The sequence below is a fragment of the Massilia solisilvae genome, from assembly GCF_024753215.1.
In the GTDB taxonomy this organism is placed as follows: Bacteria; Pseudomonadota; Gammaproteobacteria; order Burkholderiales; family Burkholderiaceae_D; genus Telluria; species Telluria solisilvae.
This window is the reverse complement of sequence record NZ_JANUGV010000002.1, coordinates 1-17106: the sequence shown is the minus strand read 5'-3', so window position 1 is coordinate 17106 and position 17106 is coordinate 1. Positions and strand designations below refer to the sequence as shown.

General features: G+C 65.6%; 12 protein-coding genes. 2 read left to right on the top strand and 10 right to left on the bottom strand.

What is annotated here, in order from left to right; translation table 11 throughout:
- Nucleotides 1-48 precede the first annotated feature (48 nt).
- The 10 genes from NX773_RS08250 to puuE form a co-directional block, all read right to left on the bottom strand.
- Nucleotides 49-873 (bottom strand): MipA/OmpV family protein, encoded by an 825-nt coding sequence (locus NX773_RS08250; protein WP_258855883.1) that lies wholly within the window; start codon nucleotides 871-873, stop codon nucleotides 49-51.
- 282 nt (nucleotides 874-1155) lie between these two features.
- On the bottom strand, nucleotides 1156-2211 hold the full coding sequence (locus tag NX773_RS08245) for a S1/P1 nuclease (RefSeq protein ID WP_258855882.1): 1056 nt from the start codon (nucleotides 2209-2211) through the stop codon (nucleotides 1156-1158).
- A gap of 45 nt (nucleotides 2212-2256) precedes the next feature.
- Nucleotides 2257-3936, bottom strand: a complete 1680-nt coding sequence (locus tag NX773_RS08240; protein ID WP_258855881.1) for a bifunctional metallophosphatase/5'-nucleotidase — start codon at nucleotides 3934-3936, stop codon at nucleotides 2257-2259.
- Between the two features lie 105 nt (nucleotides 3937-4041).
- Nucleotides 4042-6441 carry a TonB-dependent receptor gene (locus NX773_RS08235; RefSeq protein ID WP_258855880.1) on the bottom strand — a complete coding sequence of 800 codons (2400 nt, stop codon included), beginning with the start codon at nucleotides 6439-6441 and terminating at the stop codon, nucleotides 4042-4044.
- A 515-nt stretch (nucleotides 6442-6956) separates the two neighbouring features.
- Nucleotides 6957-8447, bottom strand: coding sequence for an amidohydrolase family protein (locus NX773_RS08230; RefSeq protein WP_258855879.1), 1491 nt, complete (start codon nucleotides 8445-8447; stop codon nucleotides 6957-6959).
- A gap of 21 nt (nucleotides 8448-8468) precedes the next feature.
- The gene (gene guaD / locus NX773_RS08225) at nucleotides 8469-9785 is read right to left on the bottom strand and encodes a guanine deaminase (protein WP_258855878.1); all 1317 of its coding nucleotides are present in this window, start codon (nucleotides 9783-9785) and stop codon (nucleotides 8469-8471) included.
- Nucleotides 9785-10978, bottom strand: a complete 1194-nt coding sequence (gene xdhC / locus NX773_RS08220; protein WP_258856707.1) for a xanthine dehydrogenase accessory protein XdhC — start codon at nucleotides 10976-10978, stop codon at nucleotides 9785-9787. Before xdhC ends, guaD begins: the two co-directional genes overlap by 1 nt.
- Entirely contained in the window at nucleotides 10978-13311 is a 2334-nt protein-coding gene (gene xdhB / locus NX773_RS08215; RefSeq protein ID WP_258855877.1) for a xanthine dehydrogenase molybdopterin binding subunit, read from the bottom strand. The genes xdhC and xdhB overlap by 1 nt, the downstream gene beginning before the upstream one ends.
- Complete coding sequence (gene xdhA, locus NX773_RS08210) at nucleotides 13308-14780, bottom strand: xanthine dehydrogenase small subunit (RefSeq protein ID WP_258855876.1); 1473 nt, start codon at nucleotides 14778-14780, stop codon at nucleotides 13308-13310. The genes xdhB and xdhA overlap by 4 nt, the downstream gene beginning before the upstream one ends.
- Nucleotides 14781-14884: 104 nt before the next feature.
- Nucleotides 14885-15838, bottom strand: coding sequence for an allantoinase PuuE (gene puuE, locus NX773_RS08205; protein WP_258855875.1), 954 nt, complete (start codon nucleotides 15836-15838; stop codon nucleotides 14885-14887).
- Nucleotides 15839-15945: 107 nt separating this feature from the next.
- Here puuE and uraH point away from each other — a divergent pair, with 107 nt between their 5' ends.
- Both uraH and NX773_RS08195 read left to right on the top strand, forming a co-directional pair.
- Nucleotides 15946-16299: a hydroxyisourate hydrolase gene (gene uraH / locus NX773_RS08200; RefSeq protein WP_258855874.1), complete on the top strand. Its 354-nt coding sequence runs from the start codon at nucleotides 15946-15948 to the stop codon at nucleotides 16297-16299.
- Between the two features lie 166 nt (nucleotides 16300-16465).
- The gene (locus tag NX773_RS08195; protein ID WP_258855873.1) at nucleotides 16466-17023 is read left to right on the top strand and encodes a ClpP family protease; all 558 of its coding nucleotides are present in this window, start codon (nucleotides 16466-16468) and stop codon (nucleotides 17021-17023) included.
- The last annotated feature ends 83 nt before the right edge of the window (nucleotides 17024-17106 follow it).

Genomic DNA, 17106 nt, shown 5'->3' with positions numbered 1-17106 from the left:
GCGCTACCCTGCCGGGAACTTGTTATCGCGCAATCTTTCGTTGATTTATCAATCGTGGGCAAGTTCGCGCGAGCGCGCGAGCGTCCACGCAAAGCCGAACCCGGCCGACGCGCCGTTGGCTTTGCGCATCAAGGGACTGTTGTCGTTGGCCGCGCCCGCGTAGGACTCGTAGCGCACGAAGCCGAAGAAGCGCCAATCCGGGTTGAGCTTGCGGTAGGCGAACAGTCCGGTCCGCACCAGCATCAGCCCCGATTTGGCGTGGTATGCGGGACGCGTGGGCGTGGCGAACTGCGGCGCCACCTCGTAGAAATAGCGGTTGATGCGTTCGTCGCCCACCACCGCGCCCAGCTGCGCGTCCCAGGTCCAGACGCGGCCGTCGCGCACCTCGTAGACCAGCCGCGGCTCGGTGGTCCAGCCCTGACGGCGCAGGCCGCTCTTCACTTCGATCACGGCGCGCACCGGCAATTCGAAGCGCAGCCGCCTGTCGGGGTCGAACTCGGCCACCTTCACCTTCAGGCGCGGCCCGAATTCGATGAGCGTGCCCAGGTCCGGCATGCCACGCCGTGCATCCACGTCCTTGGAATGTGCCGGCAGCGAGGCGGCAAAGCCGACGTCGAATTCGGTGGTGTCACTGTGCAGCAGGCGCGCGCCAATGCCCGACTGGTCCGAACGCAGGACTTCACCGCGGTAGATGAGGAAAGGCAGCACCAGCGCGCGGTTCGACTGGGTGTGCGCGCCCGGATAGGCCGGGGTGGAAACGCCACCGGCGCCGATGCCCGCTTCCCACAGGGGCTGCGGCGTGCGGTCGGCCGCCCAGGCGGTCACGGAAAGGCAGGCGCCGCCTGCCAGCGATAGCAATGTCCTGAGGTTCATGCGGATGCAGTGTGGGTGGACGAGCGCCTATTCTAGCGCCCGGTCGTCGATGTCATGTTGGTGAGCGCGCGTGGTTGCTTATGAGTGCAGTGGCAACCGGTTGCCTTCCCGTTCCCCCGTCGTCCCGGCGCACGCCGGGACCCATGCTGAGCGCCCATGTCCTGCAAGCTCAGCATGGGCGCCGGCTTTCGCCCGGGCGACGGTGCGGAATGCGTCCAGCTACGGTCAATGTCGCCACGGTGCGCGCGTGATCTGAACGCGTGGGCGGGAGACCCGCCCACCCTACGGCCAGATCGCCTCGAGCAGCGCGGCCAGGTGGTAGCCACCCTTGATCAGCTGGTTCTTGGCGATGGCGGAGCTGGGCACCGGATAATTCGCCGGCACTTCCATCGTCCAGGTGTAGTAGGTCTCGCCCTTCTTCGACACCTGCGGCGTCAGGGGGCCGACCGTCACGTCGGCGTACGCCTGCTTCGAATAGATCAGCGTGTCGTCCGCCCACTGGTACGGCCAGGTGGACACGTCACCCGTGTTCATGGTCACCGCCGGCTTGCTATCGATGACGGTCTGCGCGAACTGGTCCGGCGTCTTGGTGCGCAGGCGGCGGAACGCGTAGTTGACCGTGGTGCCGTCCCAGTACGAGTGGAAAGGCTTGGTCAGGTTCTTCGGCACGCCCGGCTTTTCCGGCTTGGGCTCGCCCGGCGGGATGTCGTTGGCCAGTGCCAGCTTTTCGATCCTGGCGTCGTCCACCAGGAAGTTGTTGCCGCCGCGCGAATCGAAGATCCCCACCGCGTCGATGTCGCCATGCTTCTTGGGCACCACGAACTTGCCGTCCTTGCTCACGTAGGCGGCGCCCACGTGCAGCGGCTGGTGGATGTCGCCGGTCATGTGGGTGATCAGGATCAGCGCCTGGCGGCGGGTGAAGTGGTGCGGGTTGGTCTGCGGCGTGTCCTTGCCCTGCAGCACAGCAATCGCCTGTTTCAGCGTCTGCACGATGTCGTCGTCCGCCGTGCCGACGTCGCCGTCATGGTAGTGGTCGAACTGGAACGGCACGTCGGTGTAGTGGTACTCCTGGTGCTTGGGGTTGGCGTTGACGTACTCGACCATTTCGGGCGACTGCGGGCCGCAGTAATTGCCCTTGACGCAGTCCGGCCAGTTGGCCACGGCCTCGAGCGACTCGCCCGGCTGCAACAGCTCCTTGACGTGCTTCTCGGCGTTGGTGCCCTTGATCAGCTTGTCGGCAATGGCGCCCACGGCGCGGTGGCCGTCCGGCCCCCACGCCAGCGCGCTGGTGGACACGAAAGCGCCGGACAGCGCCAGGACGAATGCGAGTTTTTTCATGGTCTGGTTCCTTGGATTGGACTGCTCGTATTGTATGCGTTCGGCTCAGCGCACTTTCTCGATGCGTGCGCTCGCTGCCAGCGACGCCGACGGCGCCAGCGCATCCGGCGTCTTGCCCAGGTATTCGATCAGCGCATCGAGGTCGCGGATCGGCGTGGCGACGCGGTTGGTTCCCTTGGCAAATTCGGGGAAGTTGTCGCCCCCTTCGGCCAGGAAATTGTTGGCAACCACGCGGTAGGTCTTGTTGTCGTCGAGCGGGACGCCGTTCAACTTGACGCTGCCGGGCACGATGCGGCTGCCCTTGGGCTGCTTCTCGTCCCAGCGGTAGGAAAAGCCCTTGGACACCTGCAGCACCATCGACTCGGATGCTGCCGGGCGCGCCCACTGCTGCTCCAGCAGCGCGCGGATCTGGGCCCCGGTCAGGTCCATCAGGTCCAGCGTGTTGCCGAACGGGAGCACCGCCTGCGCGTGACCGTAGGTGGTGGTGGTGTCGGCGTTGGCCTCGAGGTCTTTGCGAATGCCGCCCGGGTTCATGAAGCCGATCTGCGCGCCCTGGTCGCGCATCTTGGCCACGATCGCGTCGGCGATCAGGTCGCCCAGCGGCGATTCGCCCGCTTCGCTGCTCTTGCGCGCCACCATGGTCACGCCCAGCCGCGCGATCGGGCGCGCCAGTTGCTCGCGGCTGCGTTCCTTCACGTTGGCGAGGAAGGCCGAGACCTGCGGCTCCGGCGCGTAATCGCCCGGCTTGAGGATGATGTTACGCGCAGCCACCGACTGCACCGTGCCGCTGGCCGGATCGACCGTCATCTTGATGCGCGTGAGCAGGTGGCCGGCGGCATCGGCCTGACTGACCAGGCGGCCATCGACCTTGCACAGGTAGCCGGTGTGCGAGTGCCCACTGACGACAACGCGGATCGCCGGATCGAGCTTTTTGGCGATATCGACGATCGCGCCTTTCAGGTTGGCGCAGTCCGGCTGGTCCGGGGCATCGACGGTCGAACCGCCCTCGTGGATCAGCGCAATCAAGACCTGCGCGCCGGCCGCGCGCATCTGCGGCACGGCCTTGTTGATCGATTCTGCCTCGTCCGCAAACGTCAGGCCGGCGATGGCGCTGGACATGGCCACCGAGGCGGTCCCCTGCAGCACGGCGCCCACCAGGCCCACCTTGACGCCCTTGACGTCTTCGATGCGCCAGCCCGGCACCAGCAGCTTGCCGGTGGCGCTGTCGGTCACGTTGGTGGCCAAGTAGGCAAAGCGCGCGCCGCCGAAGCCTGGCGCGAGCTTGCACGCCTTGTCCGGACGGGGCGAATCGCAGCCGCCGTTCTGCTGGCGCAGCAGTTCCTTGCGGCCGGCGTCGAACTCGTGGTTGCCCAGCGCGCTCGCGGACAGGCCCAGCATGTTCATCGCGTCGATGCTCGGCTCGTCGGCCCACATCGACGACAGCGCCGGGCTGGCGCCCACCAGGTCGCCGGCGCCGACCACCAGCAGGTCCTTGTCCTCGGCGCGCCAGGCCTTGAGCGCGCCGGACAGCACCTCGATGCCGCCCGCGCGCAGGGTTTCGGTCTTGCCGTCGGCGCCCTTGTAGTTGTACTTGCTCGGCTCCAGGTTGCCGTGGAAGTCGTTCAGCGCGACGATGTTGAGCTCGACCGGGGCGCGCGGGGCGGTGGCGCAGCCGGCCAGTGTCAGCGCCAGCAGCAGCGCAAGGGGGAAACGACGGGAGGGCATAGGTAAATACTTTACGAAAGCGGATGTGAAAACAGGCCCGAAGGCCTGTTGTTGATCGGCTTGTGCCGCCTGCTGCCCGGCGGGCAGCAGGCGGGGTCGCCTCGCTTAGAAGTCGACCGACAGGGTGGCCGACGCAAAGCGCGGTGCGCCGAGGTAGTAGCGGATCGTCGAGACGCTGTTCACGCCCGGGTACTTCAGGGCGTTGGTCGACGAGGTGCTCGACGGATTGCGGTACTGCTTGTTGGTGATGTTGCTGATGTTGAAGGTCAGCTTCGGACGCTTCAGCAGGCCCAGGTCCGCGAAGGTGTAGCCGCCGTCGATACCGAAGGTGGTGTAACCCGGAGCGACTTCGTCGTTCATCAGCGAGGCCATCTGCTTGCTGGTTGCCTTGGCCTTGGCGCGAACCCAGAACGCGCCGTCCTGGTATTCAGCCGACAGGCCACCCTTCCAGCGCGGCGTGTTGATCATTTCCTTGCCGTTGGTTGCCAGCGTGCCCGAGTTCGCGGCGGTCGAGCCGACCACGATGTCGTTCTTGATCTCGCTCTTCTGGTAACCGATCGAGCCGTAGAACGACCAGCCGTGGATCGGCATGTTGTTCGCCTCGATCTCGAAGCCGCGGTTGCGCACCGAACCGATGTTGGTGTAGGTGTTGGCACCGGTGAACGGATCATACGCGTTGCCCTGGCGGTTCTTGAAGTTCACGTCGAACACGGTCAGGGTGGCGATGTACTTGCTGTCCTGGTGACGGTAGCCGATGTCGGTGTTGTACGAGGTTTCAGCCTGCACGTCCTTCATCAGGGTCGGCACGCCGCCCACCAGCTGCACGTTCGAACCGGTGTTGGTGAACACGTAGTTGGCCGGAGCGCGCATGTTGCGGGCCACGCTGGCAAACAGCTGGTCGTCGGCGGTCAGGCGGTAGCGCGCGCCCAGTTGCGGCAGCAGGGTGTGGTAGGTGCGCTCGATGTTGAAGGTGCCGTAGGCAGCTGCGCCTTCGTTGGCGTAGTTGGTCACGTCACGCTTGACGTACGGAGTGCGCAGGCCGACGTTGAACATGGCCTTCTCGCCCACGCTGAAGGTGTCCTGCAAGAACGCCTGGTAAGCGGTCGAGATCGTCTTCGAGTTGCGGCTCTCGTAAGCAGCGCCGGTCGGGCCGATCACTTTCTGGTTCTGCAGGTAGTCATCCACCGGATCGCCCTTGGCGGTCACCGGCACCATCTCGCCGGTCTGCTTGTGCGAGGCGCGCTCGTACCACAGGCCGCCCAGCAGGACGTGTTCGCCGATGGTGTGGGTCAGCGAAACGCTCAGGCCCGGACGGTTGGTGCGGGTGACGCTGGCGTTGGCCATGATGACGGTGTCGAGCGTGTCGCCGTCGCCGTTCAGGTCCACGTTGCCGGTCATCTTCTTGCTGGCGGTGTCGTACGGCAGGAACGAGCCGGCTTCCTTCACGGCTTTCTGCTGGATGCCGCCGTTGCCGAAGCCATACCAGTAGTACGGCACGATCTTCAGGTCGGTGTTGTCAGCCAGGCGGAACTTGGCGGTGGCCGAGAAGATGGCGTTCTTGAACGGGTTCAGGTACAGGCCATAGTACGGCGGGGTGTTCAGCGTTTCGTTCTGCGCGGTGCCCTTGACCGGGGTCAGGTGGCCGGCGAAGGTCGAGCTGGTGTCGTAGTAGTAGCCGTTCTTGTTCAGCTCGTCCAGCGTCAGGTTGTTGATGCTGTTGTTGTGGGCTTCGTTCCACAGCAGGGTTGCGTGGATGTAGTTGAAGCGGTCCCAATCGTAGTTGAAGCCGGCGTCCAGGTGCTGGCGCTTGGCCTCGCCCTGGCCTTTCCACTTGTCAGCCTTGGCGTTGGACACCGAGACGAACATCTTCGAACGCTTGTCGGCCCACAGGCCGGTGTCGTAGCGCACGAAGGTCTTGTACATGTTCAGCTGGCCCAGCGTCTGCATCACGCGCACGCGGCTGGCGTTTTCCGGGTTGCAGGTGACGATGCCGAAGTTACCGCCCGATGCGCCCACTTGCGGCGAATCGACGTCGGTCGAACCCTGGGTCACGAATTCGGAGCAGGTGTTTTCCTGGTCCACGTATTCTTGCGGGTACACGGCGAAGTTACCCGAGTCGTTGACCGGCACGCCGTTGATGGTGGCGCCGATCTGGTCGCTGTTGAAGCCACGCAGGGTCAGGCCGCCGCCGAACAGGCCGGTCGCGTCGTTGTTGTAGCTGTTGACGGACGGCAGCATTTCGAGAGCTTCATATGCATTGCCGGTCGGACGCTGCTTTTCCAGTTCCTCGGCGGTAATGGTCGAACGCGCCTTCGGAGCGTCTTCCGTCACCATCAGGCCCATACCGATTTTCTTGCCGACGATGACCACGGTTCGTTTCGGGTCTTCCGGCGGAACAGTGGTGCTGTCCGTGACCTGTGCGCTGGCCGTGCCGGCCAGGCATGCCAGCTGGCATGCCAGAGCGATCATGCTCAGACGCAGCTTCGGCTGTTGATTGAAATGCATTGAAAACTCCCTAAAGTTTTATTATGAAACGACAACGGCAAGCTTTTGTCCGCTGGACATTACTTTCTTCGAAGCAGTTGTCCAGCGCAGCAGTTTAAGGTGCAGATATGTCAAACCCGTGACAGCTCGGCAAGCTTTTAGGCGCAACAGGAAGTTGCAAAAGAATTCATTCCCGTTTCGATATTGCATGAGCCCTGGGTGTGTGGCAAATATGTTTTCGCTTGGGAATTTATACGTTATACATATAATTCCAAGGTTCCGGCGCCTGTTGCCCTTCAGCCGTAGCCTTTGCCAAGCGAACATAACCCCGCGATTCTATAGATCAGCCGTCAACACGGAAACTCTTTCGGCGGGAAATTGGACAAACCGGTGCGGCGCGTGGAAAATTTGTCGCAAGAAGGCGACATCCCGGCACGGCTTATTGAAGGAAATTTAACGTCTTGGGCGAGCCCGGCCGGACTCGCCCGGCGAGCGGCACGAAGCCGCGCGCTCGGGTCCGGCGTGCGTCGCGTTGGCTAGCGCTTTGCCTTTGCCGCGGTCCGGTCGAGGCTGGCAATTTCCGCCTCGAACCGGGCGTAGCGTTCGTCCAGCTGCCGGCGCAAGCGCTCCTTGTCCGCGGCCGGCAGGAACGAATAGCGGATGCTGTCATACGAGGCCTTCTTCACCTCCGCATATGAAGGCTTGTAGCGGCTGGCGAATAGCACGTATTCGTTGGCCAGGTTGTGGCGCGTGACGCCGGCGTCGTCGGTCGAGATCACGTAAGGCACGCCGTATTTACGGTACAGCGTCACCGGATGGTTCTCGCCCGAGATGCCGTTGATGAAGCCGTTCGAGGTCAGGTTGATCTCGACCGGGATGCCCTTCTCGCGCATGGTTTTCATCACCGCCACCGCGTTGGTCTCGTGCGCGAGGTCGATGCCGTGGCCGATGCGGTTGGCGTGGCCGAGCGTGATGGCCTGCTCGATGTGGAACTGCAAGCCCTCGGGCGGCACGTCGCCCAGCGCCAGCTCGCCCGCGTGCAGCGCCACCTTCACGTCCGGGTACTTGGCCTTGAGCAGGCGGAACATCTTCATGTGCAGCGTGTAGTCGCGCATCGACACCGCCGTGCTCTCCTGACCGACGATGTTCACGCCGACGATCTTGTCGCTCATCGATGCGGCCTTGAAGCCTGACACCATCGACGAGAACACCTGCGACGGGTTCAACAGGCGCAGCACGTAGGTCTGGTAGCGCATCGTGAAGTTCTGGTCGTCGATGCCTTGCGCTGCCTCGTCGATCCTGGCCACGAAGTCGGCGATCGAGCGCTGGAATGCCGGGTCCTGGTCGAGCGCCGCCATCCAGCTGCGCATCTGCGCGTCGAGGGCAGCGTCGTCGTGCGCGTTCTTCCACGCCTCGTCGTCGAACTGCTTGTTGACGACCGACGGCGACATCTTGAACATCGTCTCGATGTAGCTGACGTTCTCCGCGATGGCGCGCTCCTTGAGCTTCACCAGGCCATCATGGAAGTTGGTGCTCGATACCGGGCCAAAGTAGCCGAAGGTCTGGAAAAACTGGCGGTCCGGCGGCGGCTGCAGGGTGCTGTGGTTCTTGAAGTCCTTGCTCGACCAGCGCTGCAGCAACTCGCGCCAGGTGAAGTCGTCGGCATACACCTCGGACTTGGACAGGCAGGCGCGCTCGCCGGCCGGCTTGGCGCGCTCGGCGTCGATCACCGCCTTGTCGGTCTCGATCTTGTAGGTCGCCTTGTTGACGCACCAGCCATCCTTGTCGAGGAAGTCCAGGTACTGCTCGGCGTAGATCGCGCCCGAATAGTGGTGGTGCAGGTCGCCGCCCTTGGGCATTTGCGAGAAGAACAGGGTCAGCTCGGCCAGCTTCGGCTCGCTGCCGGCCACGAGCGCGGCGTAATGACGGCTTGTTGCGGCCTCGTTCGATTTCGGGGAAGCCGCATGGGCCGCGCCGGCGAAGGCCAGCGCGATCAGCAGCGCGCCGCTGCTCAGTTTCTTCTGCATAGATCGTGTTCTCTCGAGTGGTTAGGACGCCGCGCGCTCGTGCACCCTGCGCCCTGCCGCAAAGGTCGCGCGCACCGTACGGTCGTCGCCCAGCAGCGCCAGCGCAAACAGCAGTTCCTCGAGCGTGTCACAGTGTGAAGTCCGGCGCGCCAGCAGCGGCGTGGCCTTGGGGTCGAGCACGATGAAGTCGGCCTCGTTCCCCGGCGCCAGGCTGCCGATCGCGCCTTCGAGTTGCATGCTGCGTGCAGCGCCGAGCGTGGCGAGGTAGAACATCCGCAGCGCCGGCAGGTAGCTGCCTTTCAGTCGCGCAACTTTATACGCTTCATTCATTGTTTGCAACATCGAGAACGAGGTGCCGGCGCCCACGTCCGTCCCCAGCGCCAGCAGCGTGCGCGCGGCGTCGGCCTTGTCGAAATCGAACAGGCCGCTGCCCAGGAACAGGTTCGAGGTCGGGCACACCGCGGCTGCGGACTGCGTGTCGGCCATGCGCGCGAAGTCGTTCTCGTCGAGCCAGATGCAGTGGCCGAACATGGCGCGCGGGCGCATCAGGCCGTAGTGGTCGTACACGTGCAGGTAGCTGCGCGCGGACGGGAACAGCGAGCGCACCCAGGCGCATTCGTCCTCGTTCTCCGATACGTGGGTCTGGATGAAGGTGTCCGGATGGGCGCGCGCCAGCTCGCCGGCCAGGCGCAGCTGGTCCTCGCTGGAGGTGGGCGCAAAGCGCGGCGTGATCGCGTACAGGTTGCGCCCGCGCTTGTGCCATTTGCCGATCAGCGCTTCGCTCTCGCGCGCGCCGGCATCGACGGGATCGCGCAAGAACTCGGGGCAGTGGCGGTCCATCAGCACCTTGCCGGCCACCATGCGCAGCTCGCGCGCCTCGCTCGCCTCGAAGAATGCGTCCACCGATTCGCGGTGCACGCTGCAGTAGACCATGGCGGTGGTGGTCCCGCAGCGCAGCAGCTCGTCGAGGAAAAAATCGGCCACCGCGCGCGCATGCGCGGGGTCGCCGAAGCGGCGTTCGGTCGGGAAGGTATAGGTCTCCAGCCACGGCAGCAGGCCCGGCGCCGGCGAGGCGATCATGTCCGTCTGCGGATAGTGCAGGTGGGTGTCGATGAAGCCTGGCGTGATGACCATGCCGCGGTAGTCGTGCACAGGCACGCCCGGCGGCAGGCTTGGGGCCAGCGCCTGGTGGTCGCCCGCAGCCTTGATCCGGCCGCCCTCGACGAGCAGCAGGCCGTCCTCGTGCCACACGTGGGCCTGGTCGTCGAACGCCGGGTCGGCGCGGAAGTACAGCAGGCTTGCGCGAAAGGCCTGCAGGTTCTCTGTTGCGGTTGACATCAAATTCTTTCTGAGGATGCGACGAGTTTCATGGCGACGGGCGCGGCGCTCTCCTGCGCGGCCTGCGCCTCCCACACCTGCAGCAGCTGCGCAGCGACCGCGGCGGCGATCACCGCGGGCTGCTTGCCTTCGATGCCTGGCACGCCGACCGGGCAGGCCATTGCCGCGATACGGCCGTCATCGATGCCGCGCGCACGCAGGCGGTGCTCGAACTGCTTGCGTTTGGTGTGCGAACCGATCAAACCGAACCAGCCGACGCCAGGGCGCGACAGTATCGCTTCGGACAGGCGCTGGTCAAGTGCGTGGCTGTGGGTCATGACCAGATAGGTGGCGTTGTCCGGGGCGCTGGCCACCACGGCTTCGGGCGTGTCGGTGGCCTCGATCGTCACATTGGACGGGACGGTTGACGGGAACAGGTCCTCGCGCTCGTCCACCCAGGTGACACGGCATGGCAAGTCGGCGAGCGCGCGCACGATGGCCGCGCCCACGTGGCCGGCGCCGAACAGCACCAGCTGGGCGCGCGGCGCGGCGACAAGGTCCACCAGCCAGCGGCGGCCGTCCTGTTCCTGCATCACGTGGGTCCCGCGGTGGCGCGCGAATGCCAACGGCCCGTCGTCGCGGCGCACGCCGGGACCCATGCCGAGGTCGTGATGTGACTGCTCACGTTCCGGCCGCGCAAGCTGTCCATGGGTCCCCGCCGGCCTGCCGGCGAGGCCGGGGACGACGGGGCTCGGGTTGCCGGCCGATTGATCGCGGTGTGGCTGCTCACGCGACGTATGGGTCCCGGCGTTCGCCGGGACGACGGGGCAGCCGTTGGCGTCGAAAAGCAAGCTGTCAGGCTCTCCATCGAGCGCGACCAGCCGCCAGGTATCGTCATTGCTGCGTGCCTTCAGCAGCGCGATCTGCTCGCGATCGACGCGCTCGAACGCCAGGTGCACCACGCCCCCGCAGCACTGGCCCAGGCTCGGCCCCAGCGCAAACCGTTCCAGTCGCCTTCCCTCGCCGCCTGCCAGCATCGCGCGCGCCATTTCCGCCGCACGCAGCTCGAGATGTCCGCCGCCGATCGTGTCATGGATGGCATGGGCGTCCACGAGCATCTTCGCCCCCGGCTCGCGCGGCCCGGACCCTTCGACGATCGCCACGGTCACCAGCACCGCGGGCGTTGCGCCTGCTTGTGCCAGCCAGGCTTGCATCATGCGGTACTTGCCGCCTGCACGGCGGTGATCGCTTTCAGGATCTCTTCGCTGGTCGCTGGCGCGTTCAGCGGCGGATTGACCTGGTGGTCGCCCACGGCTGAAATCGCATCGCGAATGGCAAAGAACACCGAGAACGGCAGCAGCAGCGGCGGCTCGCCCACCGCCTTGGAACGGTGGATCGAGTCGGCTACGTTCGTGTTCTTGAAGAGGCGCACGCGGAAGTCTTGCGGACAGTCCGACACTGCCGGGATCTTGTACGTGGACGGCGCATGCGTCATCAACTTGCCGCCCGCGTTCCACCACAGTTCCTCGGTCGTGAGCCAGCCCATGCCCTGGATGAAGGCGCCTTCCACCTGGCCGATGTCGATCGCCGGGTTGAGTGAATTGCCGGCGTCGTACAGGCAGTCGGCGCGCAGCAGCTTCCATTCGCCGGTCAGCGTATCGACCACCACTTCGGACACCGCCGCCCCGTACGCGAAATACTGGAACGGGTTGCCGGTCATGGTCGAGGCGTCCCACGACAGGCCGGGCGTGGCGTAGTAGCCGTCCGACCACAGCTGCACGCGGGTGAGGTAGGCGGCCTGCACCAGTTCGTTGAACGGCAGCTCGCGGCCATTGACGAACACCGTGTCGGCGGCGAAGCGCACGTCTTCGGCATTGCCGCCATGCGCCCTGGCCGCGAACGCCGCCAGCCGCTCGCGGATCTGGCGCGCCGCATCCTGCGCCGCCTTGCCGTTCAGGTCGGCGCCGGTGGAGGCGGCGGTGGCCGAGGTGTTGGCGACCTTGCTGGTGTCGGTGGCGCTGATGCGCACGCGTGCCATCTCCACGCCCAGTTCGTGCGCCACCACCTGCATCACCTTGGTGTTGACGCCCTGCCCCATCTCGGTGCCGCCGTGGTTGACCAGCACCGAGCCGTCCACGTATACGTGCACCAGCGCGCCGGCCTGGTTCAGGTGGCTCACGTTGAACGCGATGCCGAACTTGACCGGCGTGAGCGCCATGCCCTTCTTGAGTACCGGGCTGGCGGCGTTGAAGGACGCGATCGCCTGGCGCCGCGCGCGGTATTCGCTCGATGCCTCAAGCTCGGCCACGAGTTCGTGGATCACGTTGTCCACCACGCGCTGGCCATACGGCGTGACGTCACGCTCGCCGACGCCATAGAAATTGAGCTTGCGGATATCGAGCGCATCGCGCCCGAGCTTGCGCGCGATCTCATCGATCACGTACTCGAGCGCGATCGCGCCCTGCGGCCCGCCGAAGCCGCGAAACGCGGTGTTGGACTGCGTGTTGGTCTTGCCGCAGGCGGCGCGGATCTCGACGTCGGACAGGTAGTAGGTATTGTCGAAGTGGCAGACGGCACGCGTGGCCACCGGCCCGGACAGGTCGGCCGAAAAGCCGGCGCGCGACACCATGTCCACCTTTGCGGCGAGGATCCGGCCCTGGTCGTCGTAGCCGACCTCGTACTCGTAATGGAAGCAGTGGCGCTTGCCAGTGACGAGCATGTCGTCGTCGCGGTCCGCGCGCAGCTTGACGGGGCGCTTGAGCCGCGCCGCCGCCACCGCCGCTGCCGCCGCCCACAGCGCCGACTGCGATTCCTTGCCGCCGAAGCCGCCGCCCATGCGCCGGCATTCGACCACCACGTGGTGCGAGTGCAGGCCGAGCGCGTGCGCCACCACGTGCTGCATCTCGCTCGGGTGCTGGGTCGAGCACAGCACCTGCATGCCGCTGTCTTCCTTGGGAATCGCGTACGCGATCTGGCCTTCGAGGTAAAACTGCTCCTGGCCGCCGACGTACAGCTCGCCGCTGACCTTGTGCGGCGCGCGCGCGAAAGCAGCGGCGGCGTCGCCCCGCGCCAGGCGCATCGGCGGCAGCACGTAGCTTTGCGCGGCGCGCGCGGCTTGGGGCGTGAGGATCGCGGGCAGCTCTTCATATGTCACCTGCGCCAGCCGCGCGGCCCGGCGCGCGTTGTCGTGGGTGTCCGCCACCACGATGAATAGCGGCTGGCCGACGTACTGCACCAGAGCGTCGGCCAGGATCGGGTCGTCGTGGATGATCGGGCCGCAGTCGTTAGCGCCGGGGATGTCGGCGGCCGTCAGCACTGCCACCACGCCGCGGCTCGCGCGCACGGGCACAAGGTCGATCGCCATGATGCGCGCATGCGGCTTGCTGGACAGGCCAAGCGCCGCGTGCAGCGTGCCGCGCACTTCCGGGATGTCGTCCGTGTAGTGGGCCTGGCCGAGCACATGCAGCGCGGCCGACTCGTGCGGACGCGCCACGCCAACCGCCGTCCACCCGGGCGTCTGCAATACCGCAGTACCTGCGTCGTTCATACGTTCCCTCCCAGCGCGAACGCGTTCACTGCCTCGCGTGGCAGCGGATCGGCGGGTCGCGTCTCGATCCAGAAGCGGCGCAGCAGGTTGCGCGCCGCCTGCATCCGGTATGCGGACGAGGCGCGCATGTCGGTCAGCGGCGCGTAGTCCTGTTCCAGTGCCGCCATTGCCTCGGCCAGCACGTCCTCGGTCCAGGTGCGGCCGGCCAGCACGGCTTCGGCCGCTGCAGCGCGCTTGGGCGTTGCGGCCATGCCGCCGAATGCGATGCGCACGCGCGCGATGCGCCCGCCCTCCAGCGTGACCGCAAACGCGGCGCATACCGCCGAGATGTCCTGGTCAAAGCGCTTGGATAATTTGTAGGTGCGCAGCCGCAGCCCGGCATGCGGCAGCGGTACCCGCAGCGCCTGCACGAATTCGCCAGGACGCAGGTCCTTCTGCTGGTAGCCGAGGTAGAAGTCTTCCAGCGCCAGCACGCGCCCGCCATCGGGACCGCGCAGCACGACCTGGCTGCCCAGGGCGATCAGCCACGGCATCGAGTCGCCGATCGGCGAGCCGTTGGCCACGTTGCCGCCCAGCGTGCCCGCGTTGCGGATCGGGAGCGAGGCGAAGCGCTGCCACAGCTCGGACAGCTCATCCGGATAGTAGTGGCACACGGCCGCGTAGGCGTCGTTGAGCGTGGCGCCGGCGCCGATCTCGATCATCCCGTCGCGCTCGGCGATCCGCTTGAGTTCTTCGACCTGGCCCAGGTAGATGATGTCGTCCAGCTCGCGCATCTGCTTGGTCACCCACAGGCCAACGTCGGTGGAGCCGGCCAGCAGCAGCGCGCGCGGGTAGCCAGCGCGCAGGCGCACCAGTTCTTCCAGCGTGCGCGGCGCGTGGAAGCGCTTGCCGGCGCCCGCGTAGTCGAGGCTCGCATCGCGCTGCAAGCCGCGCAGTTCTCCCGCCAGCGTGTCGCCATCGAACGCCACGCGCGGCAGCTCGGTCATGCGCTGCGCGGCGTCGATGATGGGACGGTAGCCGGTGCAGCGGCACAGGTTGCCGGAGAGCGCATCGTCGATCTGCGCGCGGCTGGGCGTCTTGCCGTCCTGCTTGAGGTACATGCCCCACAGGGACATGGCAAAGCCGGGCGTGCAGAAGCCGCACTGCGATCCGTGGCATTCGACCAGCGCCTGTTGCACCGGGTGCAGCGCTCCGTTCGGCTGCTGCAGATCCTCCACCGTGAACAGCGCCTTGCCGTCCAGCGTAGGCAGGAACTGGATGCACGAGTTCACCGTCTTCAGTTCCAGCTGTCCGTTTTCGATCGAACCCACCACCACCGTGCACGCGCCGCAATCGCCTTCGCCACAGCCTTCCTTGGTGCCGGTGCAGTGCAAGTCCTCCCGCAGGTGCTGCAGGATCGTGCGCGTGGGCGCAGCATCGTGCACTTCATGCACTTCGCCCCGATAATAGAAACGGATCGGATCTGACATTGTTGTCTCGCTTTTAACCCAAGGCGCAAGGTTAACATCCGTCCCCGATGAGCTTATATTGAAAAGATGATGTAACTTATATTTGCTTCACTATATGCCAGTACTTAGCCTTTGTAAGGATGCACCGATTTCCAGTGCCGGGCGATATCGATCCGGCGCGTGATCCAGACATGCTGGTGTTGCAGCACGTAGTCGAGGAAGCGCGCCAGCGCCGCCGCGCGCGCCGGGCGGCCCGCAAGGCGGCAGTGCAGGCCGATCGACAACATCTTGGGCCGGTCCAAGCCGTGCGGATCGCCCTCCTGGTACAGCACGTCGAAGGCGTCCTTCAGGTAGTCGAAGAACTGGGTGCCCGAGTTGAAGCCCTGCATGGCGGCAAAGCGCATGTCGTTGGTGTCCAGCGTGTACGGCACCACCAGGTGCGGCCGGGTCTGGCGGATGCCGGCGGCGTCCACATAGTCCACCCGCTCCCAGAACGGCAGATCGTCGCCGTAGTGGTCGGCGTCATACTCGAAGCCGCCGTGCTCGACCACCAGCCGGCGGGTGTTAGGGGAATCGCGTCCCGTGTACCAGCCCAGCGGCGGGGCGCCGGTCAGCTCGCGGACGATCTCGACCGCCTCGCGCATGTGCGCGCGCTCGGTGGCCTCGTCGACGTTCTGGTACGAGATCCAGCGCAGGCCGTGGCAGGCGATCTCGTGGCCCAGCTCGCGGAAGGCGGCGACCGCTTCGGGGTTGCGCTTCAAGGCCATCGACACGCCAAAGACCGTCAGCGGCAAATGGCGCTGCTCGAAGATGCGCAGCAAGCGCCACAGCCCCGCGCGCGAGCCATATTCGTAGAGCGATTCCATGCTCATGTGCCGCATCGGGAAGGCTGCGGCGCCGACGATCTCGGACAGGAAGGTCTCGGACGCGGGGTCGCCGTGCAGCACGTTGTTCTCGGCGCCCTCTTCATAATTGAGCACGAACTGCAGGGCGATCCGGGCCTGTCCCGGCCACTTTGCATGCGGTGGAGTGCGGCCGTAGCCGATCATGTCGCGCGGGTAGTTGTCGTAGGTGGTCATTGGTGCGGGCCTGGAGCGGGTATATCCCCGATCATATATTGTCAGAAGCACATCGGTATATCATCGGCCGCATAAGTCATTTCATGTTTTCTATATAGGGACAGGCGATGGGAAAACTCAGCACCCATGTACTCGACACCGCCCACGGCAAGCCGGGCGCGGGCGTGAAAGTGGAATTGTACGAAGTGGGCGCGGCGGGCCGGCGACTGGTGAAGACGGACACGACCAACCAGGACGGGCGCTGCGGCGCGCCGCTGCTGGAGGGCGAGACAATGCGCGCCGGACAGTACGAGCTGGTGTTCCATGCGGGCGACTACTTTGCCGGCCAGGGGGTCCAGATGCCGCAACCACGCTTCATCGACCGCGTGACCATTGCCTTCGGCATTGCCGATGCGGCCCAGAACTACCATGTGCCGCTGGTGGTCACGCCGTGGTCGTACTCGACCTATCGGGGCAGTTAGCCAGCAGGACGCTGTGATGTAGCCAAAGTTGCTATGCTTTCCCCGTAGGGTGGGCAGCTTGTCTGCCCACGCGTTCAAGCGACGCTTGCACCGTTTGAGCGCGTGGGCAGGGTGAGGCTGGGCAGTGCCCCGGCCGCACGCCCACCCCACCCGTCGGGAGAAACCATTGTCCTTGCACATCGTCCATTTCATCGGCCCCATCAACCAGCACTCCGTGTGCACGGTGCGCAACCTGTGCCTGCAGGCGCTGCAAAGCGGGGCCAGCGAGATCGCGCTGCACATGTCCACCGAAGGCGGCAACATGACGGCCGGCTTCGCGCTGTATTTCTTCCTGAAATCGCTGCCGCTGCCACTTACCACCCACAACATCGGCAGCGTCGAATCGGTCGGGGTGCCGATCTTCCTTGCGGCCGGCAAGCGCTACGCGTGCCCGGGCACGCGCTTTCTCGTACATCCCCTGCACTGGGGCTTCGGCAACCTGGTCGCGGCAGATCACTCGCGGGTATCGGAGTGGCGCGATTGCCTGGATTTCGATGCCGAGCGCTACGCCCGCATCTTCGAGGAAGCCACCGACGGCGCGGGGCTGAAGGCCAACATCCGCGGCAACCTGACCGGCAACGCACGCATCTTCGACGCCGAGCAGGCGCTCGAGGCGGGCATCGTGCACCAGGTGGTGCAGGCAAGGCTGCCGGAGGCAGGGACGACTTCGCATTGGTGGAACTGAACAAGGTCGCCCCGGCAAGGGCCGGGGCCCATGTTGAATAAAACGTAGCCGGGGTCAGGGATGCTCAGCATGGGTCCCGGCGT

Coding starts and splice junctions, on each gene's coding strand:
- NX773_RS08250 (WP_258855883.1), bottom strand. CDS start 873: ATGAACCTCAGGACATTGCTATCGCTGGCAGGCGGCGCCTGCCTTTCC.
- NX773_RS08245 (WP_258855882.1), bottom strand. CDS start 2,211: ATGAAAAAACTCGCATTCGTCCTGGCGCTGTCCGGCGCTTTCGTGTCC.
- NX773_RS08240 (WP_258855881.1), bottom strand. CDS start 3,936: ATGCCCTCCCGTCGTTTCCCCCTTGCGCTGCTGCTGGCGCTGACACTG.
- NX773_RS08235 (WP_258855880.1), bottom strand. CDS start 6,441: ATGCATTTCAATCAACAGCCGAAGCTGCGTCTGAGCATGATCGCTCTG.
- NX773_RS08230 (WP_258855879.1), bottom strand. CDS start 8,447: ATGCAGAAGAAACTGAGCAGCGGCGCGCTGCTGATCGCGCTGGCCTTC.
- guaD (WP_258855878.1), bottom strand. CDS start 9,785: ATGTCAACCGCAACAGAGAACCTGCAGGCCTTTCGCGCAAGCCTGCTG.
- xdhC (WP_258856707.1), bottom strand. CDS start 10,978: ATGCAAGCCTGGCTGGCACAAGCAGGCGCAACGCCCGCGGTGCTGGTG.
- xdhB (WP_258855877.1), bottom strand. CDS start 13,311: ATGAACGACGCAGGTACTGCGGTATTGCAGACGCCCGGGTGGACGGCG.
- xdhA (WP_258855876.1), bottom strand. CDS start 14,780: ATGTCAGATCCGATCCGTTTCTATTATCGGGGCGAAGTGCATGAAGTG.
- puuE (WP_258855875.1), bottom strand. CDS start 15,838: ATGACCACCTACGACAACTACCCGCGCGACATGATCGGCTACGGCCGC.
- uraH (WP_258855874.1), top strand. CDS start 15,946: ATGGGAAAACTCAGCACCCATGTACTCGACACCGCCCACGGCAAGCCG.